This is a genomic window from Butyricicoccus porcorum (assembly GCF_002157465.1).
Classification (GTDB): Bacteria; Bacillota; Clostridia; order Oscillospirales; family Butyricicoccaceae; genus Butyricicoccus_A; species Butyricicoccus_A porcorum.
In genome coordinates this window covers 83520-103941 of sequence record NZ_NHOC01000001.1, presented here as the reverse complement: position 1 = coordinate 103941, position 20422 = coordinate 83520, and the positions used below count along the sequence as shown (strand labels likewise).

The 20422-nt window shown below is 51.3% G+C and carries 24 protein-coding genes and 2 pseudogenes; 17 read left to right on the top strand and 9 right to left on the bottom strand.

Features of this window, described 5'->3' with window-relative positions:
* The first annotated feature begins 28 nt into the window (after positions 1-28).
* From CBW42_RS00555 to CBW42_RS00505, 9 genes and pseudogenes are all read left to right on the top strand, one after another.
* A complete protein-coding gene (locus CBW42_RS00555; protein WP_002604474.1) occupies positions 29-466 on the top strand; it encodes a sigma-70 family RNA polymerase sigma factor in 438 nt (145 codons plus the stop codon).
* Positions 450-692, top strand: a complete 243-nt coding sequence (locus CBW42_RS00550) for a helix-turn-helix domain-containing protein (RefSeq protein WP_002604473.1) — start codon at positions 450-452, stop codon at positions 690-692. Before CBW42_RS00555 ends, CBW42_RS00550 begins: the two co-directional genes overlap by 17 nt.
* Before the next feature lie 458 nt (positions 693-1150).
* On the top strand, positions 1151-1324 hold the full coding sequence (locus CBW42_RS00540) for a transposon-encoded TnpW family protein (protein WP_002604472.1): 174 nt from the start codon (positions 1151-1153) through the stop codon (positions 1322-1324).
* A 77-nt stretch (positions 1325-1401) separates the two neighbouring features.
* Positions 1402-2592, top strand: a pseudogene (locus CBW42_RS00535) (recombinase family protein); the annotation flags it as partial.
* Positions 2549-3271: an NAD(P)H-dependent oxidoreductase gene (locus CBW42_RS00530; RefSeq protein ID WP_087016717.1), complete on the top strand. Its 723-nt coding sequence runs from the start codon at positions 2549-2551 to the stop codon at positions 3269-3271. The pseudogene CBW42_RS00535 and the gene CBW42_RS00530, both read left to right, overlap by 44 nt.
* A gap of 524 nt (positions 3272-3795) precedes the next feature.
* Positions 3796-4155 (top strand): DUF4180 domain-containing protein, encoded by a 360-nt coding sequence (locus tag CBW42_RS00525; protein WP_087016715.1) that lies wholly within the window; start codon positions 3796-3798, stop codon positions 4153-4155.
* A gap of 650 nt (positions 4156-4805) precedes the next feature.
* Positions 4806-5264 (top strand): hypothetical protein, encoded by a 459-nt coding sequence (locus CBW42_RS00520; RefSeq protein WP_242969746.1) that lies wholly within the window; start codon positions 4806-4808, stop codon positions 5262-5264.
* 125 nt (positions 5265-5389) lie between these two features.
* A complete protein-coding gene (locus CBW42_RS00515) occupies positions 5390-5527 on the top strand; it encodes a helix-turn-helix domain-containing protein (protein WP_087016713.1) in 138 nt (45 codons plus the stop codon).
* 1045 nt (positions 5528-6572) lie between these two features.
* A complete protein-coding gene (locus tag CBW42_RS00505; RefSeq protein WP_087016711.1) occupies positions 6573-7793 on the top strand; it encodes an MFS transporter in 1221 nt (406 codons plus the stop codon).
* A gap of 80 nt (positions 7794-7873) precedes the next feature.
* Here the strand turns inward: CBW42_RS00505 and CBW42_RS00500 are convergent.
* Positions 7874-8275: pseudogene (locus tag CBW42_RS00500) on the bottom strand (helix-turn-helix domain-containing protein); the annotation flags it as partial.
* Between CBW42_RS00500 and CBW42_RS00495 the strand changes: the two are divergent.
* The 3 genes from CBW42_RS00495 to CBW42_RS00485 all read left to right on the top strand — a co-directional run bounded on the left by CBW42_RS00495 (position 8223) and on the right by CBW42_RS00485 (position 9950).
* Positions 8223-8618: a DUF4230 domain-containing protein gene (locus CBW42_RS00495; RefSeq protein ID WP_087016709.1), complete on the top strand. Its 396-nt coding sequence runs from the start codon at positions 8223-8225 to the stop codon at positions 8616-8618. The pseudogene CBW42_RS00500 and the gene CBW42_RS00495 overlap by 53 nt on opposite strands.
* A 231-nt stretch (positions 8619-8849) precedes the next feature.
* Positions 8850-9590, top strand: a complete 741-nt coding sequence (locus CBW42_RS00490; protein ID WP_087016707.1) for a hypothetical protein — start codon at positions 8850-8852, stop codon at positions 9588-9590.
* Between the two features lie 93 nt (positions 9591-9683).
* The gene (locus CBW42_RS00485) at positions 9684-9950 is read left to right on the top strand and encodes a hypothetical protein (RefSeq protein ID WP_087016705.1); all 267 of its coding nucleotides are present in this window, start codon (positions 9684-9686) and stop codon (positions 9948-9950) included.
* 136 nt (positions 9951-10086) lie between these two features.
* Here the strand turns inward: CBW42_RS00485 and CBW42_RS00480 are convergent, their stop codons facing one another.
* From CBW42_RS00480 to CBW42_RS00465, 4 genes are all read right to left on the bottom strand, one after another.
* Positions 10087-11235: a double-cubane-cluster-containing anaerobic reductase gene (locus CBW42_RS00480; protein WP_087016703.1), complete on the bottom strand. Its 1149-nt coding sequence runs from the start codon at positions 11233-11235 to the stop codon at positions 10087-10089.
* 5 nt (positions 11236-11240) lie between these two features.
* On the bottom strand, positions 11241-12008 hold the full coding sequence (locus CBW42_RS00475; RefSeq protein WP_087016701.1) for an acyl-CoA dehydratase activase: 768 nt from the start codon (positions 12006-12008) through the stop codon (positions 11241-11243).
* Positions 12009-12537: 529 nt separating this feature from the next.
* Positions 12538-13605, bottom strand: a complete 1068-nt coding sequence (locus CBW42_RS00470; RefSeq protein WP_087016700.1) for a macro domain-containing protein — start codon at positions 13603-13605, stop codon at positions 12538-12540.
* 160 nt (positions 13606-13765) lie between these two features.
* Positions 13766-14503 (bottom strand): YebC/PmpR family DNA-binding transcriptional regulator, encoded by a 738-nt coding sequence (locus CBW42_RS00465; protein WP_087016698.1) that lies wholly within the window; start codon positions 14501-14503, stop codon positions 13766-13768.
* A 174-nt stretch (positions 14504-14677) separates the two neighbouring features.
* Between CBW42_RS00465 and CBW42_RS14560 the strand changes: the two genes are divergently transcribed.
* Positions 14678-14824, top strand: a complete 147-nt coding sequence (locus tag CBW42_RS14560) for a hypothetical protein (protein WP_165760986.1) — start codon at positions 14678-14680, stop codon at positions 14822-14824.
* Positions 14825-14873: 49 nt separating this feature from the next.
* On the opposite strand, the gene CBW42_RS00460 is transcribed toward CBW42_RS14560, so the two are convergent.
* Complete coding sequence (locus tag CBW42_RS00460) at positions 14874-15299, bottom strand: Mini-ribonuclease 3 (protein WP_087016696.1); 426 nt, start codon at positions 15297-15299, stop codon at positions 14874-14876.
* A gap of 185 nt (positions 15300-15484) precedes the next feature.
* Here CBW42_RS00460 and trxA point away from each other — a divergent pair, with 185 nt between their 5' ends.
* The 4 genes from trxA to CBW42_RS00440 all read left to right on the top strand — a co-directional run bounded on the left by trxA (position 15485) and on the right by CBW42_RS00440 (position 17435).
* Positions 15485-15814: a thioredoxin gene (gene trxA, locus CBW42_RS00455; protein WP_087016694.1), complete on the top strand. Its 330-nt coding sequence runs from the start codon at positions 15485-15487 to the stop codon at positions 15812-15814.
* Positions 15815-15892: 78 nt separating this feature from the next.
* Positions 15893-16417: a ribonuclease domain-containing protein gene (locus tag CBW42_RS00450; RefSeq protein ID WP_087016981.1), complete on the top strand. Its 525-nt coding sequence runs from the start codon at positions 15893-15895 to the stop codon at positions 16415-16417.
* The gene (locus CBW42_RS00445) at positions 16414-16668 is read left to right on the top strand and encodes a barstar family protein (RefSeq protein WP_087016692.1); all 255 of its coding nucleotides are present in this window, start codon (positions 16414-16416) and stop codon (positions 16666-16668) included. Before CBW42_RS00450 ends, CBW42_RS00445 begins: the two co-directional genes overlap by 4 nt.
* 245 nt (positions 16669-16913) lie before the next feature.
* Positions 16914-17435 carry a CarD family transcriptional regulator gene (locus CBW42_RS00440; RefSeq protein WP_087016690.1) on the top strand — a complete coding sequence of 174 codons (522 nt, stop codon included), beginning with the start codon at positions 16914-16916 and terminating at the stop codon, positions 17433-17435.
* 188 nt (positions 17436-17623) lie between these two features.
* Here CBW42_RS00440 and CBW42_RS00435 read toward each other — a convergent pair whose 3' ends face one another.
* The 3 genes from CBW42_RS00435 to proB are packed head-to-tail and all read right to left on the bottom strand — an operon-like array spanning position 17624 to position 20322.
* Complete coding sequence (locus tag CBW42_RS00435) at positions 17624-18226, bottom strand: CYTH domain-containing protein (protein WP_087016688.1); 603 nt, start codon at positions 18224-18226, stop codon at positions 17624-17626.
* A gap of 33 nt (positions 18227-18259) precedes the next feature.
* Positions 18260-19504 (bottom strand): glutamate-5-semialdehyde dehydrogenase, encoded by a 1245-nt coding sequence (locus CBW42_RS00430; protein ID WP_087016686.1) that lies wholly within the window; start codon positions 19502-19504, stop codon positions 18260-18262.
* A gap of 14 nt (positions 19505-19518) precedes the next feature.
* Positions 19519-20322, bottom strand: a complete 804-nt coding sequence (proB, locus tag CBW42_RS00425) for a glutamate 5-kinase (RefSeq protein WP_087016979.1) — start codon at positions 20320-20322, stop codon at positions 19519-19521.
* Between the last annotated feature and the right edge of the window lie 100 nt (positions 20323-20422).

Below are 20422 nucleotides of genomic sequence, written 5' to 3'. Positions count from 1 at the left end.
TACTCCACGCGGGAAGCAGGTGAACTCTATGGAGCTATCTTCTTCCGACAAGGAAAGAATACAACATCAGTACGACGCATTAGCAAAGAAAACTTTGGTCGGCGAAGCGAAAAGCCACCGCCGCACTCTTGCGAAACGCGCAGCACGCGAAGTTACTTTTTCGGATTTGAGCGAAAGCGAACTCGCGCAGCTTTTCACAACGGACGAATACGAAAGCGATTATTTCCGTTTTCAAGTGTCCGGCTTTGATGTACTCGTCAAAAATGAACTGCTTGCCGAAGCCCTTAACGCTTTGCCCGAAAGGAAACGCGACATTATCCTTTTGTCCTACTTCTTGGATATGAGCGACGCGGAAATTGGCGAACTGCTGAATGTTGTACGCACGACGGTTTTCCGGCACAGGAAATCCGCGCTTGCGAAAATCAAACAGTATTTGGAGGGAAAAGCAGATGATGAATACCGTTAGGAAGTCTGAAAATCTGTTGCCGTTCCCTGTCATTTCCGCAGCGGCAAACGGCGACACAACCGCCATGTGCGCGATCTTGAAGCACTACGAGGGTTACATAGCGAAACTTTGTACCCGCACGCTGAAAGACGACGCGGGCAATACCTATTCCTATGTGGACGAGGAAATGCGTAACAGGCTGCAAGTGCGCCTTATTACCCGCACCCTTGCTTTTCATGTAGGATAATCTTTTAGCCCATGCGGGGAGCGTGTCCCCTTTCCACGCTTCCCGTTATGGGCTATTTGTCGTTCCGCAAAAGCATATCCGCTGTTGATGTGCTTTTGCAGGCCGACAAAGCCTATTGTTCTTTGACAAAGAAAGCGGCCTTTGGTGCGCAGCATAACAGGCAAACGGGTACATTCCGTCTGTACCGAGCCAGTCGGCGGGTACGCCATGACAGCTTTTCCCCATAGGGGAAAAGCCGAGCGAGAACTACCGCGCCGTAAAACAGGTTTAGCAGCTTGTGGGCGACGACATACAAGGCGGCACAATGATACTCCCGCGTTGAACACCCTCAAAGTATTGCGCGGCGCACCCATAAGCATGGGCCGGGGTGAAACTCCCGTGAGGTTGCAGCTAACAACCGCCCGTTTTTGCCTTTTGACGAATATAGTTTATCCATACAGGAAAAGGAGGTTTTTCTAATGGATAAAAAACAGACAATTACAACCGAACGCAAAATAGGGAAAATCACCTATCTTGTTCAAGCGTTGCCGAGTGAAAAGGCAACCGATACAATCCATAAAAAGATTGAGAAACTCATTGTAAAGGATTTGCAGAAAAAGCCCGGAAATCCGGGATTTTTAGCGTCCGAGTAGTGCATTAGGCGGCGGGATATGGTATAATGATAGCAACACATTATACCTGTTTATTCGGCTGTCGGAAAGGAGGACTAATGTTACAGTCGAATAAAATCACCGCCCTTTACTGCCGTTTAAGTCAAGAGGATATGCAAGCCGGAGAAAGCGGAAGCATACAGCACCAAAAAATGATACTTCAACGCTATGCGGACGAACACCATTTTTTGAACACAAAGTTTTTTGTGGACGACGGATTTTCCGGCGTGAGTTTTGAGCGCGAGGGGCTGCAAGCGATGTTGCAGGAAGTGGAAGCCGGACGAGTGGCGACGGTCATTACCAAAGACCTTTCCCGTCTTGGCAGAAACTATCTGAAAACGGGCGAACTCATAGAGATTGTATTTCCCGAAAACGGAGTACGCTATATCGCGATCAACGACGGAGTTGACACAGCGCGGGAGGATAACGAGTTTACCCCCTTGCGGAACTGGTTTAACGAGTTTTACGCCCGCGACACAAGCAAGAAAATCCGCGCAGTTAAACAGGCACAGGCGCAAAAAGGCGAGCGCGTCAACGGGGAATATCCATACGGCTATATCCCAGACCCGAACAACCGCCACCACCTTATACCCGACCCGGAAACCGCGCCGATTGTCAAACAGGTTTTCGCTATGTTTGTTAGCGGCGTGCGTATGTGCGAAATCCAAAAATGGCTTGCGGAAAACAAAGTCTTGACGATTGGAGCGTTGCGCTATCAGCGTACAGGACAGGCGCGGTATCAGCGGGCAATGATCGCCCCCTATACTTGGCCGGACAAAACGCTCTATGACATATTAGCAAGGCAGGAATATTTAGGGCATACCATAACCGCGAAAACTCACAAGGTATCCTACAAGTCGAAAAAGACCCGGAAGAACGAAGAAGAACAACGCTATTTCTTCCCAAACACCCATGAGCCGCTTGTTGACGAGGAAACCTTTGAACTTGCGCAAAAGCGGATTGCTACCCGCCACCGCCCGACAAAAGCAGCGGAGATTGATATTTTTTCCGGCTTGCTGTTTTGCGCTGGTTGCAGACATAAGATGTATTACCAACAGGGCGTAAATATCGAGCCGCGCAAGTTTTCCTATTCTTGCGGCGCATGGCGCAACAGGGCAAGGACAGGCAGCGAGTGTACCTCTCATTATATCCGCAAAAACGTACTTCTTGATTTAGTGCTGGAAGATATGCGGCGGGTTTTGCGGTATGTTAAGGAACACGAACAGGACTTTATCTGTAAAGCTACCGAGTACGGCGAAGGTAACTGTATTTAACGGAAGTCCCGCCGGGTGCAATAGTGCAACCAATGTCATTGCCAGCGCCTTTTTGAAAGGAGCAATGTCAGCTGGAGCAGAAACGGAAAATATATTTTTAGGTGACTATCATATTACCCAATGTCAGGGGTGCTTTGCCTGCTGGTTTAAGACACCCGGAAAGTGTGCCATGCAGGACGATATGGCGCAACTGTTGCAAAAATATAATGAATCAGACATTGTGTGCTTTGCCACCCCGGTATATACATGGAATATGACAGCACTGCTGAAAAACTTTGTAGACCGCCTGGCACCCTTGAAATCTCCCAAAATCAAAGCAGAGAATGGAAATTTTGATTTACAAGACTCCAAAGCAAAAACTCAAAAGTTTGTAATAATTTCAAATTGTGGTTTTCCAGGCGAAAACAATTTTGACGTGCTTCGCGCGGCGGTTGCATGTTGCAATCCTTCTCTTGAAATCTACCGTAATTGCGGCAAATTATTAAAAAGCAAAAAGCCTGAAATTGCTAAAACTGTTGATCGATGGTTGAATGTAGTAGAACAGGCGGGAAAGGAAATGACTATACAAGGAAAAATCTCAGAGATTACAGCGAAAGATTTGAATATGTCTCTCATGTCCATTCCAGATTACATAGCTTATATTCAAATGGGATAATACCCTCTTGATTGATAGATTGATATTTAATTAGATTGTTATTTGATTCTTTGGTATTTCTTTTATTTAGTATTCAATTGTGCGGGATTTTCCGTGTACGGTTTTCCCGTGAACGGATTATCCGTAAGCGAGTTTTCCGTATACGGATTTTCCCTGTGCGGATATTGCCCATACGGAGAAGTCGAAAAACAACTCATTTAGCCTTTGAGCGCCGTTTGTCGGAGTAGGAATACCCGGGATATGGCAAGCCGTCCAAAATCCGCTTATAGCGAAAGAAACCCCCCAAAATCAACCCTTATCCTGACAGTTAGCGATTTGTCAAGTTGCTATTCTCGAAAAGAACATTTTGAAAATGGGGGACTTAAGTCCCTCTTGGTTGCTGCAAAGCACTGAAGCTGGAGGTGGTCAAGGGTGCCGTAGGCAAATTACTTTCTGAGGCAAGCAAGCTTGAAAGCGACTTTCTTTGTGTGCTATAACTGGATTAAATGGGGCGATAAATCCTAATTTGGAGGAGAAAACTATCAATGAACATAGAAAAAATAGAGAAGAACGGTACTATCTGCGCGGTTGTCCGTAGTGATGAGGTTGTGGTTACAGATCCGCAGTCTGCTCTTGACTTGCTAATGACAGCAAAGTACGATGTTGGGACAAAGAATATAGTGATTGATAAACGATTGATAAAAGAGGATTTCTTCATTCTTAGTTCCGGCTTTGCGGGCGAGATTCTCCAGAAGTACGTGAACTATGGCGGACGTATCGCTATTTATGGTGATTATTCACATTACACCAGCAAGCCATTGCACGATTTCATCTATGAGAGCAATAAAGGACATGATGTGTTTTTTGTTGCCACAGAGGATGAAGCGATAAAATGTTTGTGCTGATAAAGGCAAATTTGTCGGGGAGCTGAATAAGACGGGGCATGACCAGTTTTCACCAGGCCATGCCCTGTTGTATATATGTCTCCTTTCCCTCTGCTGATTGTCACTTTGCCAAAAGTGAACCGTCAGCCGGTAGTAATGTAGTAGGCGGTGTAATCCCCCTTATACAGTACATCCCAGTAATTTTTCCTCTCTATCCCTACTGTAAAACCTAAAGCCGTCTGCTCCATCATTCTATTAAATAGGCACAGAAGCAGATGTTTTTTTCAAATCATGCTGCCCATCAAGATTGATAGATTGATATTTAATTAGATTGTTACTTGATTCTTTGGTATTTCTTTATTTAGTATTTATTTGTGCGGGATTTTCCCTGTGTGGTTTTTCCTTGTGTGGATTTGCCACATCTGGATTATCCACGTGTGGATATTCCCTATGTGGAGGGGCGGAGAAATACTTGATTCGCGCTCTGAGCGGCGTTTTCCTATGTGGGAATTCGGAATATGGCAAGCCCTTCAAAAGCCGCTTACAGCGAAAGAAAATGCCCAAAATCGACCTTTATCCTGACAGTAAATCGTTCTGTCTATCCACCCATTTAGGGCAAAGAAAACCGCCTGTCCCACAGACCGATTCACTCGGCCACAGGGACAGACGGTTTGGATTTTCTGATTGCTCACGCACTGATGGTTTTGTGTCATTCTTTATTCAAGGTTGTCATTGAAAAAGTAATCCAGGGAACCTATGACAAGAAAGGTTTACCGGATGATTGGGCTGAGTTCATGGAGTCGGTGTTTGACTTTATGACCTTCTACGGTTGGGGCGAAATTATGAACCCAGCCGTCTATGGAAAAGTGCGGCGGTGTGGCAACGACATTATCTATTGTAGCGTAACCTTTGACGAAGGATATAAGAGCTATTATTACATAGCCGATGACGACTCAATCGAGGTTGGTGATTATGTGATTGTTCCTGCTGGTAAAGACAACCATGAAGCTACTGTTGAAGTGGTGAAGAAAGAATATTTTGCAGCGGACGAAGTGCCGCTGCCGATGGAAAAGACAAAGCATATTATCCGGAAATGTACGAAAGATGATTTTGATTTACCTAAAGAATAATGAAAATTTGAATTTATTGCTCTACTTAAGAGAGAATTTGGGCTATGGAGCCAGATTCTACTTTCGAGGGGTGTGATTTCTTCCCTACAAAGGGTACTATCACATCAAACGAAGGAGGTAATCACATGGATCTAATTAAAATTGGAAAGTATATAGCCGGCAAAAGAAAAGAACTGGGTATGACACAAAAGCAGCTCGCTGAGAAATTGGGCATGAGCGATAAGTCAGTTTCTAAGTGGGAACGAGGAGTTTCACATAATTAAAGATACCACACCAATCCCATGCTGACTTTTGCTCAACCGATACAGCCGGAGGGCTGGATAACAAGAAAAGGCGGTATGCGCCCCGTGGAGGGGTAGCGTACCGCCTTTTCTTGTGGGGGTTTCCAAAGGGGGCAAAGCCCCCATTTGGCACACGACTTTGCGAAGCAAAGTGTAGTGTGTTATACCTGCTGGCGTGGCTGACGGGGGAAACGGGGTGCGGTGCTTTTTGCGCCCCGTTTGCTCCGGCAGGAAAACAGGCTGAATTTTTGTGAATGGGAATGAACAAAAAATCGGGCTGGTTTCAGAGAACGGCGGCAGGTATATGAAAGCCCCGTCCCTCGTCCTACGCTCCGACTTGTGGACAAAATGTCCCGAAGCTGTGGCCACACTCCCGGAAAAGTAGCAGGACAGCGGGCAACCGTCAAGGCTGAAATGAACGGTTTTATACCCGGCCTTGACCGCCGCCCTCCGTCCCGCTGAACGGGCAGACAAGGCGGCCAATCCCTCAAAGTGCTTGGCCGCACTTTTTTTAATTTGGGAGCGTTCTCCCTTGCAAAATTGAAATGGGCGGGAAGCCATTTTGTGGCTTTCCCGCCTTGATTACCCATTAGCAAAGACGGGCGAGACTGTCAACGGCGGCGCTGAAAGCGCCGTTCATCTTGACCGTTGACTGGCTCGCCTGGCTTTGCTACTGCCCGTAAGAGATGGAAAAACAAGATGGAAAACAAGGTTAAAAATGGTTGACAAGTCTATCGGATGTGTGTTATACTGTGCGACAGTTTGAGATTGGAAGGAGGCTTACGTGTGTTAATTTGTGTACGCTAATAAGCAATAAAAAGTAGAAGTACCTTTCCACATGATGGTGGGCTTTTTTTGCGTGCGTATGCAAAGGAACACGTAGGTTTGACACGAGCAGTCTTTGAACTGTATCGTGGTGTTTTTTCGTGCTTTGTTGTTATGCAGGCGTCTGCCCTCTCTGTGGGACAACGCCTGCTTTTTATTGCAGAAACAAAGGAACAATGCAATAAAAAAGGAGGTTCGCATTATGACCCAAAACAACAATTCATGGAGAAAAACTTATTTTACACTTCTTGCCGGACAAGCAATATCCTTTATTAGCAGCGGTATTTTGCAAATGGCCATTATCTTTTATTTGGTTGCGAAAACTAATTCTGCAATCATATTGACGGCGGCAACACTGATTGGATTTTTGCCGCAAGCCTGTTTAGGCCCGTTTGCAGGTGCTTTTGTTGACCGGCACAGCCGTAAAAGCGTAATGATTGGTGCGGATTTGATAATTGCCGCCGCTGGCGGTATTCTGGCGCTGGTGGCGTTTTACATGGAATTGCCCGTATGGTCTATTATGGTTGTCCTGTTAATCCGAAGTGCGGGAACTGCTTTTCATTCTCCAGCATTCAGCGCAGCAACACCTATGATTGTGCCAAAAGAGGAACTTACAAAATGCGCTGGTTACACGCAGACCATGCAAGCAGTAAGTGCGATTATCAGTCCAGCTGCCGCAGCGTTTTTATATGCTGTTTGGCCTCTTAATGCAATTATATTGTTAGATATTGTGGGTGCAATCCTTGCCTGTGTGACTGTTGCGATTTCGTCCATACCAACGCCTGAACTATGTCCAGAAACGAAAAGACAACAGTTTTTACAGGATATGAAAGAGGGGTATGTGGTATTAAAGCAAAACAGGGGCCTCTTTGCTCTGCTCTGGATTGGTGTAATTTATATGTTCTTTTATATGCCAATCAGTACGCTTTTTCCTCTCATCTGTATGTCATACTTCAAAGGAACACCGGCCCATGCCTCTGCCGCTGAAATTGCTTTTGCGGTTGGTATGCTGCTTGGCGGAGTCATTCTGAGCATTTGGGGCGGTTTTAAGAAACGGCGGTACACCATCGGTCTTTCCGTTCTCCTGATGGGCGTTAGCATTATGCTCTCCGGGCTTTTGCCGCCAGACGCATTTCTTGTCTTTGTTGTGTGCTGTACTGTTATGGGAATTTCCGCTCCATTTTACGGTGTGCAAAATGCGATTTTTCAAGAAACGGTCAAACCAGAATATCTGGGGAGAGTTTTTTCTCTACTGACAAGCGCCGTTTCCCTCGCCATGCCGTTTGGCCTTGTCATTTCCGGGCCTCTGGCGGAGCGGCTGGGAGTTGAGAAATGGTTTGTCATTTGCGGAATTGGCATTATCATCGTTGCGCTTGCCGTATTTTTACTACCCGGTTTGAGAGAGATTGACAATACGCAATAATCAACTGCACCTTTTTCTATTACTAAACAAAATGCCTGGATGGTGGTTCTGAAAAACCAGAACCGCCGTTCAGGCATTTTTTATCTTCGTCCTCTCTGCGGTTTTGGATTCTTCAGCAAGTCGGATTTTTCCGCAATCTTTTTCAGCCACTTCCGTTCTTCTACTGACAGCTTCCTAAAATTCAGCTTGAGCCGTTTGCAGATAAACGCCAAGTACGCTTGTTCCGTGTCGCTGTCCTGGCTGACGATTTCACCAGCAGTTTCCAGCATTTCTTTTAGCGGGTTATCCTCTGGGACGCTGAAAAAATCGTCCTTGTGTGTTTCCCGCAGAGCAAGGGCAATCCCGTTTATGTCCCGTTGTATCACATAGCGGCAAAACTCGTCCTCATCAATATGGGCGGTGATAAGCTGTCTTAACTGCGTATCACTCATGCCAGGATTATGCTTTTTTATAACAGTTGCGCTCATCGTGTCCACTATCGACCTTACGCAGATTACCGCCGATGATATCAGCCTGAATGAAGATACATACGAGCTCACAATTCGTATTCCACATGCTGTACTCTATAAGACAATATTTGATCCGTCAAAAACAGAGATAGGCGACGCCCAAAACGGGTGGCTCGCTTTCGGAAGCATCAAGTTGGATGCAGAACAGCAAAAGGAGTTTGAAGTCACAGCTGAGCAGGAATTGAAGACAAGGCTCAGCGAAAAGGAATGCTTGGAAGAGGCAGACAGATTCGCCAAGCTCTCTGCATACGAAACATATCAGCCGATCGTAAAGACAATCTCACCGGCTTATAAAGTTATTATTGAATTCCAATAAAGACATTTCACACGGAAAGGTCAGTACGCATCGGGAGCGGACGCGACTGACCTTTTCATATGCTGCAAGCTGTCTTATTCAATTCCTTTGCGCGGTGAGAGATTTGCACATCAGAATTTGAACGGGAAGGCCCTGCCCCTTGCCACATTGCGGAAACAGGAAAATTATGTTATACTGGTTACAACATAGAACAGATCAAAACCCGGACTCACCGGAAGGAGGCGAGCCTGTATGAAACGGAAATATGCATGGTGTGCCCTGCTGTTGGGGGCACTGCTGCTCACTGGCTGCTCGAATGCGAAGACAGTGTATGAAACAGACAATCTGCGGGCAGTGCGCAGCACAGACGGCGGTGTGACAACGCTGGATGTCTACTGCACGTTTGCGGGCGCGGAGCTGAGCGAAGCGGCGCGCGGCAATCTGAAGGAACTTCCCGTTGTCACAGAAGAAGAAGTCACCCTGTCTGACGGGCAGACCTATGGCGTACAGACGATGGAACAGGAGAGCAGCTGGCATACCGGGCTGTTCCAGTCCTGGGAGCAACTGGAAGAACTGCTCGGCCTGTCCCTGGTACAGAGCACCGCCGTACAGTATCCGGCGGACGGGAATCACTTTTATGTACAGTACAGCGAAAACGAAGGCTCGGTCGCAATTACCTGCGCACAGACGGAACAGGATGCCATGACCATATCGCCGGACATCTTTTTCTATCTGGATACGCAGGGCAAGCAATATATCACCGGCGGCATGGAGGTCAGCAAACAGGTCGCCCACGAGACTTATGCGCCCATCGAAGGCAAACAGGTGGAAATTTTTGCGGATGACAGCACACAGGCGGCAAAGATTCTTGTACAGGAAAACAATATCCTGTATGTCTGGAACCTGACCTGCGGCATGCAGGAGGCAAAGCAGTTTGCAGATACGCTTGCATGGCCGGTACCCGAAGCGACACGAAACATCACAAGGGGATAAAAATCGCGGCATTTCCTCGAAATCCGCTCGATTGGGATTGGACTTTCCCCATCTTCTTGGTATAATAAAGATAGAAAGGAAGTATCCGAAACGATGCAGAGCACCTGCGTTGCGGACAGGCCTTGTCAGAGCAACAGGCGGGCGTCGCAGCATGTGGTTCAGATACATTTGGAAGAGTGGGAGGGGTCTGGTATAAAGGATAGAAAATGGCATCTGAAGGAAGCCATCGCGTTTTACCAAAGTCAGGGGGCGCCGCACGATCAGCAGGCTCTTCAGGAGCTTTTGACGGAGGTGCAGAAGGAAAAAGGCGGCGTGATTCCAAAAAAGCATTGGGAAAAATCGCCGATGCCTATGATGTAAAGAAATCCTATCTGCGCGTTGTCATCCGGCAGTCGCCTGAACTGCATCTGGAGGATTGACTGCTTAAAAAATCAGTGAGGGGACAGCGTTTTCCGCTGTCCCCCTTTTTTGCACGGTTCGGATTTTGTTTTCTGTGTCACAGCATCTCAATAAACGCCGCCATGCGGGTGTTCAACTGTTCGATATCCGCCTGCGAATAGTCGGTCTCAACAGCTGTGTACGGGATGCCCTTTTGTTCCTTTACCAGCTTGCGCACCATGCCGGTCTCGACGTTGTAGGTATGACAGGCCTGTAGAACGAGGTCAACCACACCGTCAACCTGGAAATCGTCAATCAGACGGTCAAGCAAAGCCATCCGGTTTTTGTTGGGCGACATGCAGGAGCAGCCGATGTTCAGGTATTTTTCTGCCAATGCACCGTATACATCCGGATTGGTCTCATCGACCGGGTCGAGCGGCTTCATACCGGTACAGTTCTCAAAGCAGACGACGACACCGCCATTTGCTTCAATGGCACGGACAACCTTGAGCGCTGCGCCGCCGGATGGCGAGCCGGTCAGCAGAATACGCTTTTTGTCACCGACGTTGCTGCCCGATGCATATTCCTGTTCAATTTTCGCCGTAATGTCGTCAATTTCTTCTGCCAGTCCCTCTGTGCTGACGCGGAAGCCGATGTTGTACACAGTGTTGATAATATCCAGTCCGCTGACCGGTGCGGGATTGTGTGCCATCGTATATTGCAGACGCACCAGTGCCGCGTTGATTTCATTGCGGATATGAATCTGTTCGCACACAGCATCGTCCGGGATGGCGGTTTCAAAGGTTTCCTCCAGCAGATTTTTGAAATCAATCAGTTCCTGACGGTACATCTGCATGCCTGCTTCGGTCTGGCTGTTCGGGAGCTGGACGACATGCACCGGCTTAAATTCCGACATCATTTCATACATTTTCTTTTTGCCGTCACAGGTGGTCTCACCGACCACGAGATCGGAGAAATAGAAGAATGGACATTTGTCCGTCTTGGCGAAGCCATAGCTCGACTTAATCAGCGGACACAGGTTGCGCGGCAAATCCTTTTCTGCCTCCGGGATGGTTTCATCGGATACGGAGCACAGTCCGACCACTGCAGCACCCATCGCGTTGGGGATTTCGCGCGGCAGGTAGGTGCAGTAGATGCCGATAACCGGTACGCCTGCATCCTTCAGCTCTTTGATTTTCAGGAATGAATTTTTTCGGGTTTCTGCAAATTTCTCAAAGATTTCCGGCAGCTCTTTTTTTAATTCCATGGGGGTTATCTCCTTCTCTGGTATTTTTGCCAACCCAGTACGGCGGCGCCGACGGCGCCGGTAAACTGTGCGAGCGGGTGCGTGGTGATGTCTGCGGGCTTCAGGTATTCGCCCAGAACTGTGCGCATGATGTCTGACTGAGCCAGCCCTCCCGAGAAAAATACCGACGCATGCGCGGCGGCGAGCCTCTGCGCAAAGATTGCTGTACGGCGGCAGATGGAATGCACACAGCCGAGGACAATATCACCGGGCGCGGTTTCCCGCGCCATAAGGCCGACAATTTCGCTCTCCGCAAATACTGTACACATACTGTTGATGGCGACCGGCGTGCAGCCGTGTACAAACGCATCCAGATGGTCGATATCACTGCCGACACGCGCCATGGTCATCTGCATAAACCGCCCGGTTCCGGCGGCACATTTGTCGTTCATCAGGAAATCAGTCACACAGCCATCGCGGTCAAGCGTGATCACCTTGCAATCCTGCCCGCCGATGTCAATGACGGTGCCACAGCCCGGTGCGAGAAATGCGGCACCTGCGCCGTGGCAGGTGATCTCCGTAATTTTGTAATCCGCTTCGCGCAGCAGGTTCCTGCCGTAGCCGGTCGTGGTGACAACGGCGGCTTTTTCCCCGCACAGCTCTGTATACATCTCGCGCAGTGCGGCAGCCGGATTCATGGAAGTCGGGCGCATGGTGCAGGCAGTAATCTCTGTGCCATCGAACAGGACACCCTTGGTTGCCGTTGAACCGGAATCAATTCCAAGGCTGAGCATAGCATCCTCCATTTTCGTTATATTTTTGAAAGAATAACGATTGCTTGAAAAAAGCCGCATGTTTGCGGATTGATGCAGCTCTTGGTGGAAAAATATGCTGAATTGGTATAAAACTCCACAATAGTATCGTTATTTTTTATTATTATAGCATATCTCATACCTCTTGTAAATACAAAACGCCAAAAAGGGCGCCTACACCGTCGTCCTGCCATCCCCGTTATCGCATTCCGACGGCGCAGTGCGCCCCAAAGACCCCGTGCCCACCCTGCCTGCTGACGCTCCCCCGTCCGGCAGGCCATCCATACCTGTCAACGCTCGTGCGCAGTGTGCAGTCAGGAAACAAAACCGCGCCGGTTTCGCATCTTGCTGGATCATGGCTACAGTATATCACAGCGGCGCATGCACAAGGTCGCTTTGCGGGCGACATCGGCAGAATGGGGCGTTTTCCGCGCGCAGAAAAAGCTCCCTCGGCCGGGGCGAAGGGAGCAGGCGCGTCTGTTATTCAGGCAAATACGTGGTCAAATCCTGGTCAGGCGCCCAGCAGCTTCTGGTCAAATGCGAACAGCGCTTCATTGATTGCATAGATGTCGTAGATACCCTCTTCGATGAAATATTCAATAATCACATCGAATTTGCTGCTGTGTGACAGTGCATAGCCTGCCTTGCCAAGCAGGTCGCGTGTCTCATCCAGATCGAGCCGCAGTGCAATGGCGAGCGCAAGCGCAGTCGGCTTGCTCGGATTGTAGCCGTTGTCCTTGCGGATTTTGGAAAACAGCTTGCGGTCAATGTTTGCGCGCTTATAGGTTTCGACATCCGTCATGCCTTTTTCATCAATCAGCCGCAGCAGCATGCGTGAAAATGATTCGTCCAGATTGTAGACAACATCCTCCAGCGACCGCGTGGCGGGAATCGAGCGGAAGGAACAGTTGGACATCAGGGTGTTTTCCTGTGTTTCACTGGTGTCGGGCGGCATCCGGAAATCCGGTACCCACATGTCTGCCTGCTCACGCAGCCGGTTCCGATCGGAGCGAAATTCGGCTCGTCCCCGGCGGGGAACTCTCCGCGTGCCGATATAGTGGTCATCGAGGTACGACTGGACACGTGTAAACTGCTTTTCGCTGCGAAGCGCCGCGCCGGAATCATGGACGACGAGATAAATGTCCATGTCGTGCGTCAACAGGAAGCTGCTGATCGCCAAAACAGCGACATGCATCGTCTCCGCAGGCGGATAGCCGTGTGCACCGGTGGAAATCAGTGGGGACGCCAACGAGCGGCAGTCGCACTGCTGTGCGCGGATGAGCGCATTGTGGTAGCAGCGTTCCAGCAGCTGTGATTCTCCCGGCCTGCCGCCATGCCAGACCGGCGCGGCAGTGTGGATGACATAGTCCGCCGGAAGCGCAAAGCCCGGTGTCATTACGACATCGCCTGTGTCACAGTGCCCGATGGCGCGGCAGGCCTGCTGCATGCGGTCAAAGCCTGCCGCCGCAAAAATCGCGCCGGAGACGCCGTCGCCCGGCGTAAGGCTGCTGTTCGATGGGCACACAACCGCATCGACCGGCATGGCTGTAATATCATTTCTGACGATGGAAAGCGGCATCGTTTCATCCTCCCGCAAAATGGCATAATAACAACAGGATACACCTGTATTTTACAGGAAAACAGCAGGTGTGTCCATGGACAAAACAGACACAGAGAGAAAACTCCCCTGACCGCATGCGGTCAGAGGAGCCGGTTCTATGCGAGGGAACGACGGCAGATCAGCCCTCGTATTCGTCCTCGTTTTCCCAGTTGTGCCAGACATGCTGGACATCATCGTTGTCTTCCAGTGCATCGAGCAGCTTGCGCATGCTCGCCATGTCGTCCGGATTTTCCAGCGTGATGCTGTTGGACGGAACCATCTGGATTTCCGCCTGTGCAAATTCCATACCGGCGGCCTCCAATGCCTCGCGGACAGCGGAGAAGTCCTCCGGGGAGGTGTAAATCTGGAAGCAGTCTTCGTCTGCCTGGAAGTCATCCGCACCTGCGTCCAGTGCGGTCATCATGGTTTCATCCTCGTCGAGGTCGCCGCGCTCGATGATGAGCACGCCCTTCTGTTCAAACTGCCAGGAGACACAGCCGGCATTGCCGAGGCCTGCGCCGAACTTGTCAAAATAGTGGCGGACGTCTGCAACGGTGCGGTTGCGGTTGTCGGTCAGGGTCTCGCAGATGACAGCGATGCCGCCGACGCCGTAGCCCTCGTAGGTATTGGCTTCGTAGTTTACGTTGCTGGTGTTGCCGCGGTCAAGCATGCGCTTGATGTTGTCGTTCGGGACGTTGTTTGCCTTTGCTTCTGCGATGCAGTCGCGCAGCTTTGCGTTGTTATCCGGATTGGCGGAACCGCCTTCTTTGATGGCGACAGCCATTTTACGGCCGATTTTGGTGAAAATAGCCGCCTTTTTGGCATCATTTGCGCCTTTTCTCTTGGCGATATTGTTCCATTTTGAATGTCCAGACATTGGGTCGTACCTCCATATGATATCAGATCATTAAATTTTTTATTAAAAAAACAGGGTTTCAACATCTAATTATATCAAACCTGCGGATGGTTTGCAACAGCGGATTTTCTGCACGGGCGCGGTATAAAATGCGCATGCCGGGTTCATACTAAGCTGCGAAAAGAGGTGATTGTAATGTCCCGCAACCAGAACAGAAACCAGAACCAGAACAGAAACCAGAATCAGAACCAGAATCAGCAGCAGAACAATCAGAAGCAGGATCAGAACCAGAACAGAAATCAGCAGAACAGCCGCAACCGGAACAACAGCTCCGAGGGTTAAGCGGACAGCGAACGGGGAATGCCGTCCGGCAGGACAGCATTCCCCGATTTTATTTCTGCTGTGCCCACTGCTGTGCGGCAGGGAGAATGACCTCGAACAGCTCGTTGAGCCGGTCATACTGCCCGCGCAGATACAGCCAGCCGAACAGCGATTCGACTGCGGTGGCGAGTGCATATTCCGTCGGAGAGGATGATTTGGGAACCGATTTCGGCTTGGCATTGCGCCCGTGGCGGAATACCGCCTGTTCCTCCTCTGTCAGCATCGGCTGGATGACATGTGCGCCTGCTGCCTGCGCGCCCGCACAGACCAGTCGGATGGTTTCCCGGTGCAGGTTTCGGCTCGTGACCAGACCGGAGGCGATCAGCCAGCCGCGCGTCATCAGCTCATAGACACTGTCGCCCATGTGCGCGAGCGCAAGCGCGCTGCATTGCCGCAGTGCGTGCTCATCCATCATCGGATGCAAAAAATCAGTCATAGATCTGTCTGCCTTTCATCCGGCGCGGCGGCCGGAAAGTTTTTCTGTTTTTCACAAAAAAAGAATTCCCTTCGGGTGAAAAACAGGGTATAATATCTATGTACTATTATAACGTATTTGCCGCGGCTTTCCAATATGCAGAACTGCCGAGACACATGCGTTTTTCAGGAAGGAAGATTGGTAGAATGTCTATCATACATATTACAGAGGAAACCTTTGACAAGGAGGTTCTGGAGTCGCCCGTGCCGGTGCTCATTGATTTCTGGGCGGACTGGTGCGGCCCGTGCCGTATGCTTGCGCCGACCATCGACGAGCTGGAGCAGCAGTACCGCGGCAAACTCCATGTTGGCAAAATCGACATTGATCAGCAGCCCAAGCTCGCGCTTGTGCATAAGGTCATGTCCATCCCTACCGTCAGCATTTATGCGCACGGCAAGGAGGTCAAGAGGCTGATCGGTCTGCGTGACAAGCCGGAGCTGGATGCAGTCATTCAGGAAGTGCTTGCAGCGAAATAAAAGAACAAAAGAATGTCCCCGCGGTGCGGTTTGGAAGAGCCGTTCTGCGGGGCATTTTTTGCCGGGAAAGGAGATCAGATGAAACGATATGCAAAAACCATAGGGGCGTTGCTGCTGTCCCTGCTCTTACTGCTGTGCGGCTGTACAGTCCGTGTGGAGATGGCGGACACCGGTTCTGCCGCCAGCGGGCAGACCGTCGAGGTGGACGGCGCGGAGGCTGAGGGCACGGCGCCAGAGGAATCCCCGCTGGACGAGGACGGGACATATACCTCCAAAGAGGAGGTCGCCGCGTACCTCAATACATACGGCCATCTGCCGGGCAATTTCATCACCAAGAAGGAGGCACAGGCGCTCGGCTGGGACAGCAAAGAGGGCAATCTCGGTGCCGTTGCGCCCGGCAAGAGCATCGGCGGCGACTATTTTGGCAACTATGAGGGCAGGCTTCCCGAAGCGGACGGGCGTGAATACCACGAATGCGACATCGACAGCACCGGGAGCTACCGCGGCGCCAAACGTCTGGTGTATTCCAATGATGGCCTGATTTACTACACCGAAGACCATTATGAGACCTTTGAGCTGATGTATGGGGAGGAATCGCCGTGACTGTCGTGCTGGATGCCCGCCGCATGGGGCGGGACGGAGTGTATGCCTATCTGAAGGACATGCTGGAGCTGCCGGACTACTGCGGCAGCAATCTCGATGCACTGTATGACTGCCTGACCGCCCTGCCGGAGACAGAGCTGCTGCTGACGCATGTGCCGGAGGCTGCGGATGGCTTTGAACGCGTCTGCCGCGTGCTGTGTGCAGCGGGACGCGAAAACCCTGCGCTGAAGATTACGATACAAGAAGCATAAATGCATACAGACAGACGCCTGCGATGGGATGAAATCGCAGGCGTTTTTGCTTTCTGGTATCAAATTTCGGCGTTAAGCGCATGGAAAAACGGCGGATTCGGGAGAAATTCGGCACTATTTCAAAAAATCCGCTTACATGAGGCGATAAAAAGGTGTTACAATAAATATAACGGAAGGATGTACAATGAGGCAAATATACGCATTTGCCGGACAGAACGGAAATCCGGCGGAGGAGGAATTCAGATATGTATCAGGCGGGAGATTTGATTATGTACGGGAGCACAGGTGTGTGCCGTGTGGAGAGCGTCGGAAAGCTCGACGGCAATCCCAGGGACAACACACAGTATTATAAGCTCGCCCCGGTTTTTGATACGGAGACCATTTATACACCCATTGATACCAAGGCGTTCATGCGCCCGGTCATGACCAGAGAACAGGCAGAGGAGCTGATTGCACGCATTCCGGATATCCCGGAGGACGTATGCGGCGGCTGTGACATCAAGATGCTGAGTGAGCGCTATCGTGCCTGCCTGAATACGCATGAAAACGACGACCTGATTCGATTGATTAAAAGCGTCTACCTGAAAAATGAGCGCTCCATCAAGGCGGGGCGCCATATGGGACAGATCGACCAGCAGTATATGAAGCGTGCGGAAAAGCTGCTGTATGGCGAGCTGGCTGTGGCACTGGACATGGAATTTGACCAGATTCAGCCCTATATCAAAAAGCGCATGGGGCATGCGAAAAAGAAAACCGCTGAGTCGTAACGCATCCACTCGCTGCCTGTGGTATACTGGGGCAGAGGTGGACTCCTATGAAAGCATTTTTTATCTGACCTGGATGCTGGATACGGACGGACATCCGCAACCATCCATTACAACAGTTAGACCTATAGAAAAAACCTCCCGCGGGCGTTTCATCCTGCGGGAGGTTTCGCTGTTTTCAGATTGTTTTTTTACAGCCTCAGCATGCGCGCCAGTTTGGACAGCGGCTGCGGCCGGAGGGAAAATTTGGCCTGCAAAGCGAGGGCAAGCGTGTTGAAATCGTCCGTACTGCCGTCCTTGAGCTCCAGCTCCATCTCACAGATCGGGCTGATACGGCCACGGTGTGTGATCTTGCCGGTGTCAAACGCCAGCTCACAGGTGCAGCCCTGATAGGCGAGCTGATAGGTGCGGCGCGTAAAAATCGTGCGTCCCAGCTCCATCAGGTCAGACTTGAGAATTTCATCGCAGAACTCCTGCGGTGCACCGACCGAGGGCAGGTTGAGCATGCCGCTGCGGACATCCGGCGCATAGCATTCGTATTCTTCACGTGCCTTGAATGCGCCGTCAAAGTCCTCCTGTGGGGCGAGCTTGAGACAGACGACACACTCGCCGTCCTCGCGGCGCAGGCGCAGACCGCCGCGTACCTTCGCAAGCTGTCCGTCAAAGGTGTCGTAATAGATGGCTTCCATTTCGGTTGTACCGCTGGACTGTACCAGCGGCTGGACTGCATCACTCTCCGCAATGCGGTCGAAGTCGGCAGGGTTAGCAATCTGCCATTTGAATTCGCGTTCCATGACAAGGCTCCTTTCTGTGTGCAGGAATGCGCGTCAGCGAATTTGTCCTTCTCCATAGATGATATATTTGCTGGAGGTCAGCTCCTTCAAACCCATCGGGCCGCGTGCATGCAGCTTCTGGGTGGAAATACCGATTTCTGCGCCGAAGCCGAATTCTCCGCCGTCGGTAAACCGGGTGGAGGCGTTGACATAGACCGCCGCCGCATCGACGCGGTCGAGGAATTTCTGTGCCGCAAAATAGTCGTGCGTCACAATGCTCTCGGAATGACCGGTGTTGTAGTGGTTGATGTGGTCGATGGCTTCCTCGACCGAATCGACAATTTTGCAGGAAATCTCATAGTCGAGATATTCCGTGCCATAATCTTCGTCGGTTGCGGGGACAATGCCGGGCAGGATGGCACAGGTATCCGGACAGCCGTGCCAGACGACATGGTGTGCGTCCAGGCGCTGCTTTGCCAGCGGCAGGAAGGCGTCTGCGATATCGCGGTGCACAAGCAGGCTTTCTGCCGCATTGCAGACAGAAACGCGCTGACATTTGGCATTCTCCAAAATATTCGCCGCCATGTCGAGGTCGGCGCTGGCATCGACATAGATATGGCAGTTGCCGACGCCGGTTTCGATGACCGGGACAGTGGCGTTGTGCACGACTGCCTGAATCAGGCGCGCACCGCCGCGCGGGATGAGCACATCGATCAGGCCGTTTGCCTGCATCATGACGTTGGCGCCCTCGTGTGTCGTATCTTCGACGAGATTCAGGATATCCGGCGACAGGCCGCAGGAGGCGACTGCGTCGCGCATGATGTTCATCAGGCACTGGTTGGAACGGAAGGCTTCTTTTCCGCCGCGCAGTACGCAGGCGGAGCCGGCCTTGAAGCACAGCGCCGCCGCATCGACCGTGACATTCGGGCGCGATTCATAGATGATGCCGATGACGCCCATCGGCACGCGCTTTTTGCCGATTTTCAGACCGCCGGGCGTGACCTTCATTTCGGTCACCTCGCCCACCGGGTCAGGCAGTGCAGCAACCTGGCGGCAGCCCTCTGCGACGCCGTCAATGCGGTCATCGCCCAGCGTGAGACGGTCAATCAGGCCTTCGTTCAGGCCGTTTTTGCGTCCGGCTTCGATATCCAGCGCATTGGCGGCCTTGATGTCCGCACGGTGCGCCTGCAATGCGTCCGCAATGGTGAGCAGAACGCGGTTTTTTTCTTTGGTTCCAAGCGCGCCGATCTCATGCTTGACAGCAGCGGCACGGCGGCAGGTATCGAGTACAGAGGTCATGGTACCATCCTTTCTCAGTCCTTGTCAGGGGCTTCGGGCGGCAGGAACAGTGTTCCGGCGAGCCGTCCCTGGGTGATTTCGTACAGTGTTTCCGGCTTTGCACCGTTGATGACGAACATCGGAATGCCGCGCTCCATGCACAGCTCAGCGGCGCCCAGCTTGGTCGCCATGCCGCCGGTGCCGTTTTCCGTTCCGGCGCCGCCCGCGATGCCGCGCAGGTCATCGGTGATTTTGTGGACAACCGGGATGAGGCGTGCCTCTGGATTTTCACGCGGGTTATCGTCGAACAGACCGTCCATATCGGTCAGGATGACCAGCAGATCGGCGTGCGATACGCGCGCGACGACGGCGGCAAGGCGGTCGTTGTCGCCAAATTCGATTTCTTCGACGGCGACGGTGTCGTTTTCATTGACAATCGGCAGTGCGCCGGTTTCAAGCAGCGCGTCAAATGTATTGTGCACGTTGAGGCGGCGGCGTTCGTCTTCTGTATCGTCGGTGGTGAGCAGAATCTGGGCGGTAGAGATGCCGTATTCTGCAAAGATTTTATCGTACACATGCATCAGCTCGCACTGGCCGACCGCAGCGGCAGCCTGCTTCATGCGCAACGTGGTGGGGCGCTCCGGCAGGCGGAGCTTGGATGCGCCGACGCCGATGGCACCGGACGAAACGAGCATCATATCGTAACCGCGGTTGTGCAGGTCAGCAATGCAGCGGACGAGGCGTTCAATGCCGCGGATATTCAGCTTTCCGGTCGGATAGGTGAGCGTCGAGGTGCCGACTTTGACCACGATGCGGCGCACCTGGCTCAGATTCATCATAATATATGGGTCTCCTTTTTGCGCCGCGGCTGCGGCGAAGCGTTTGTTTGTGTTTTTCATTTTAGCATGAAAAAGCGCCGGATACAATTTCTTTTCTGTT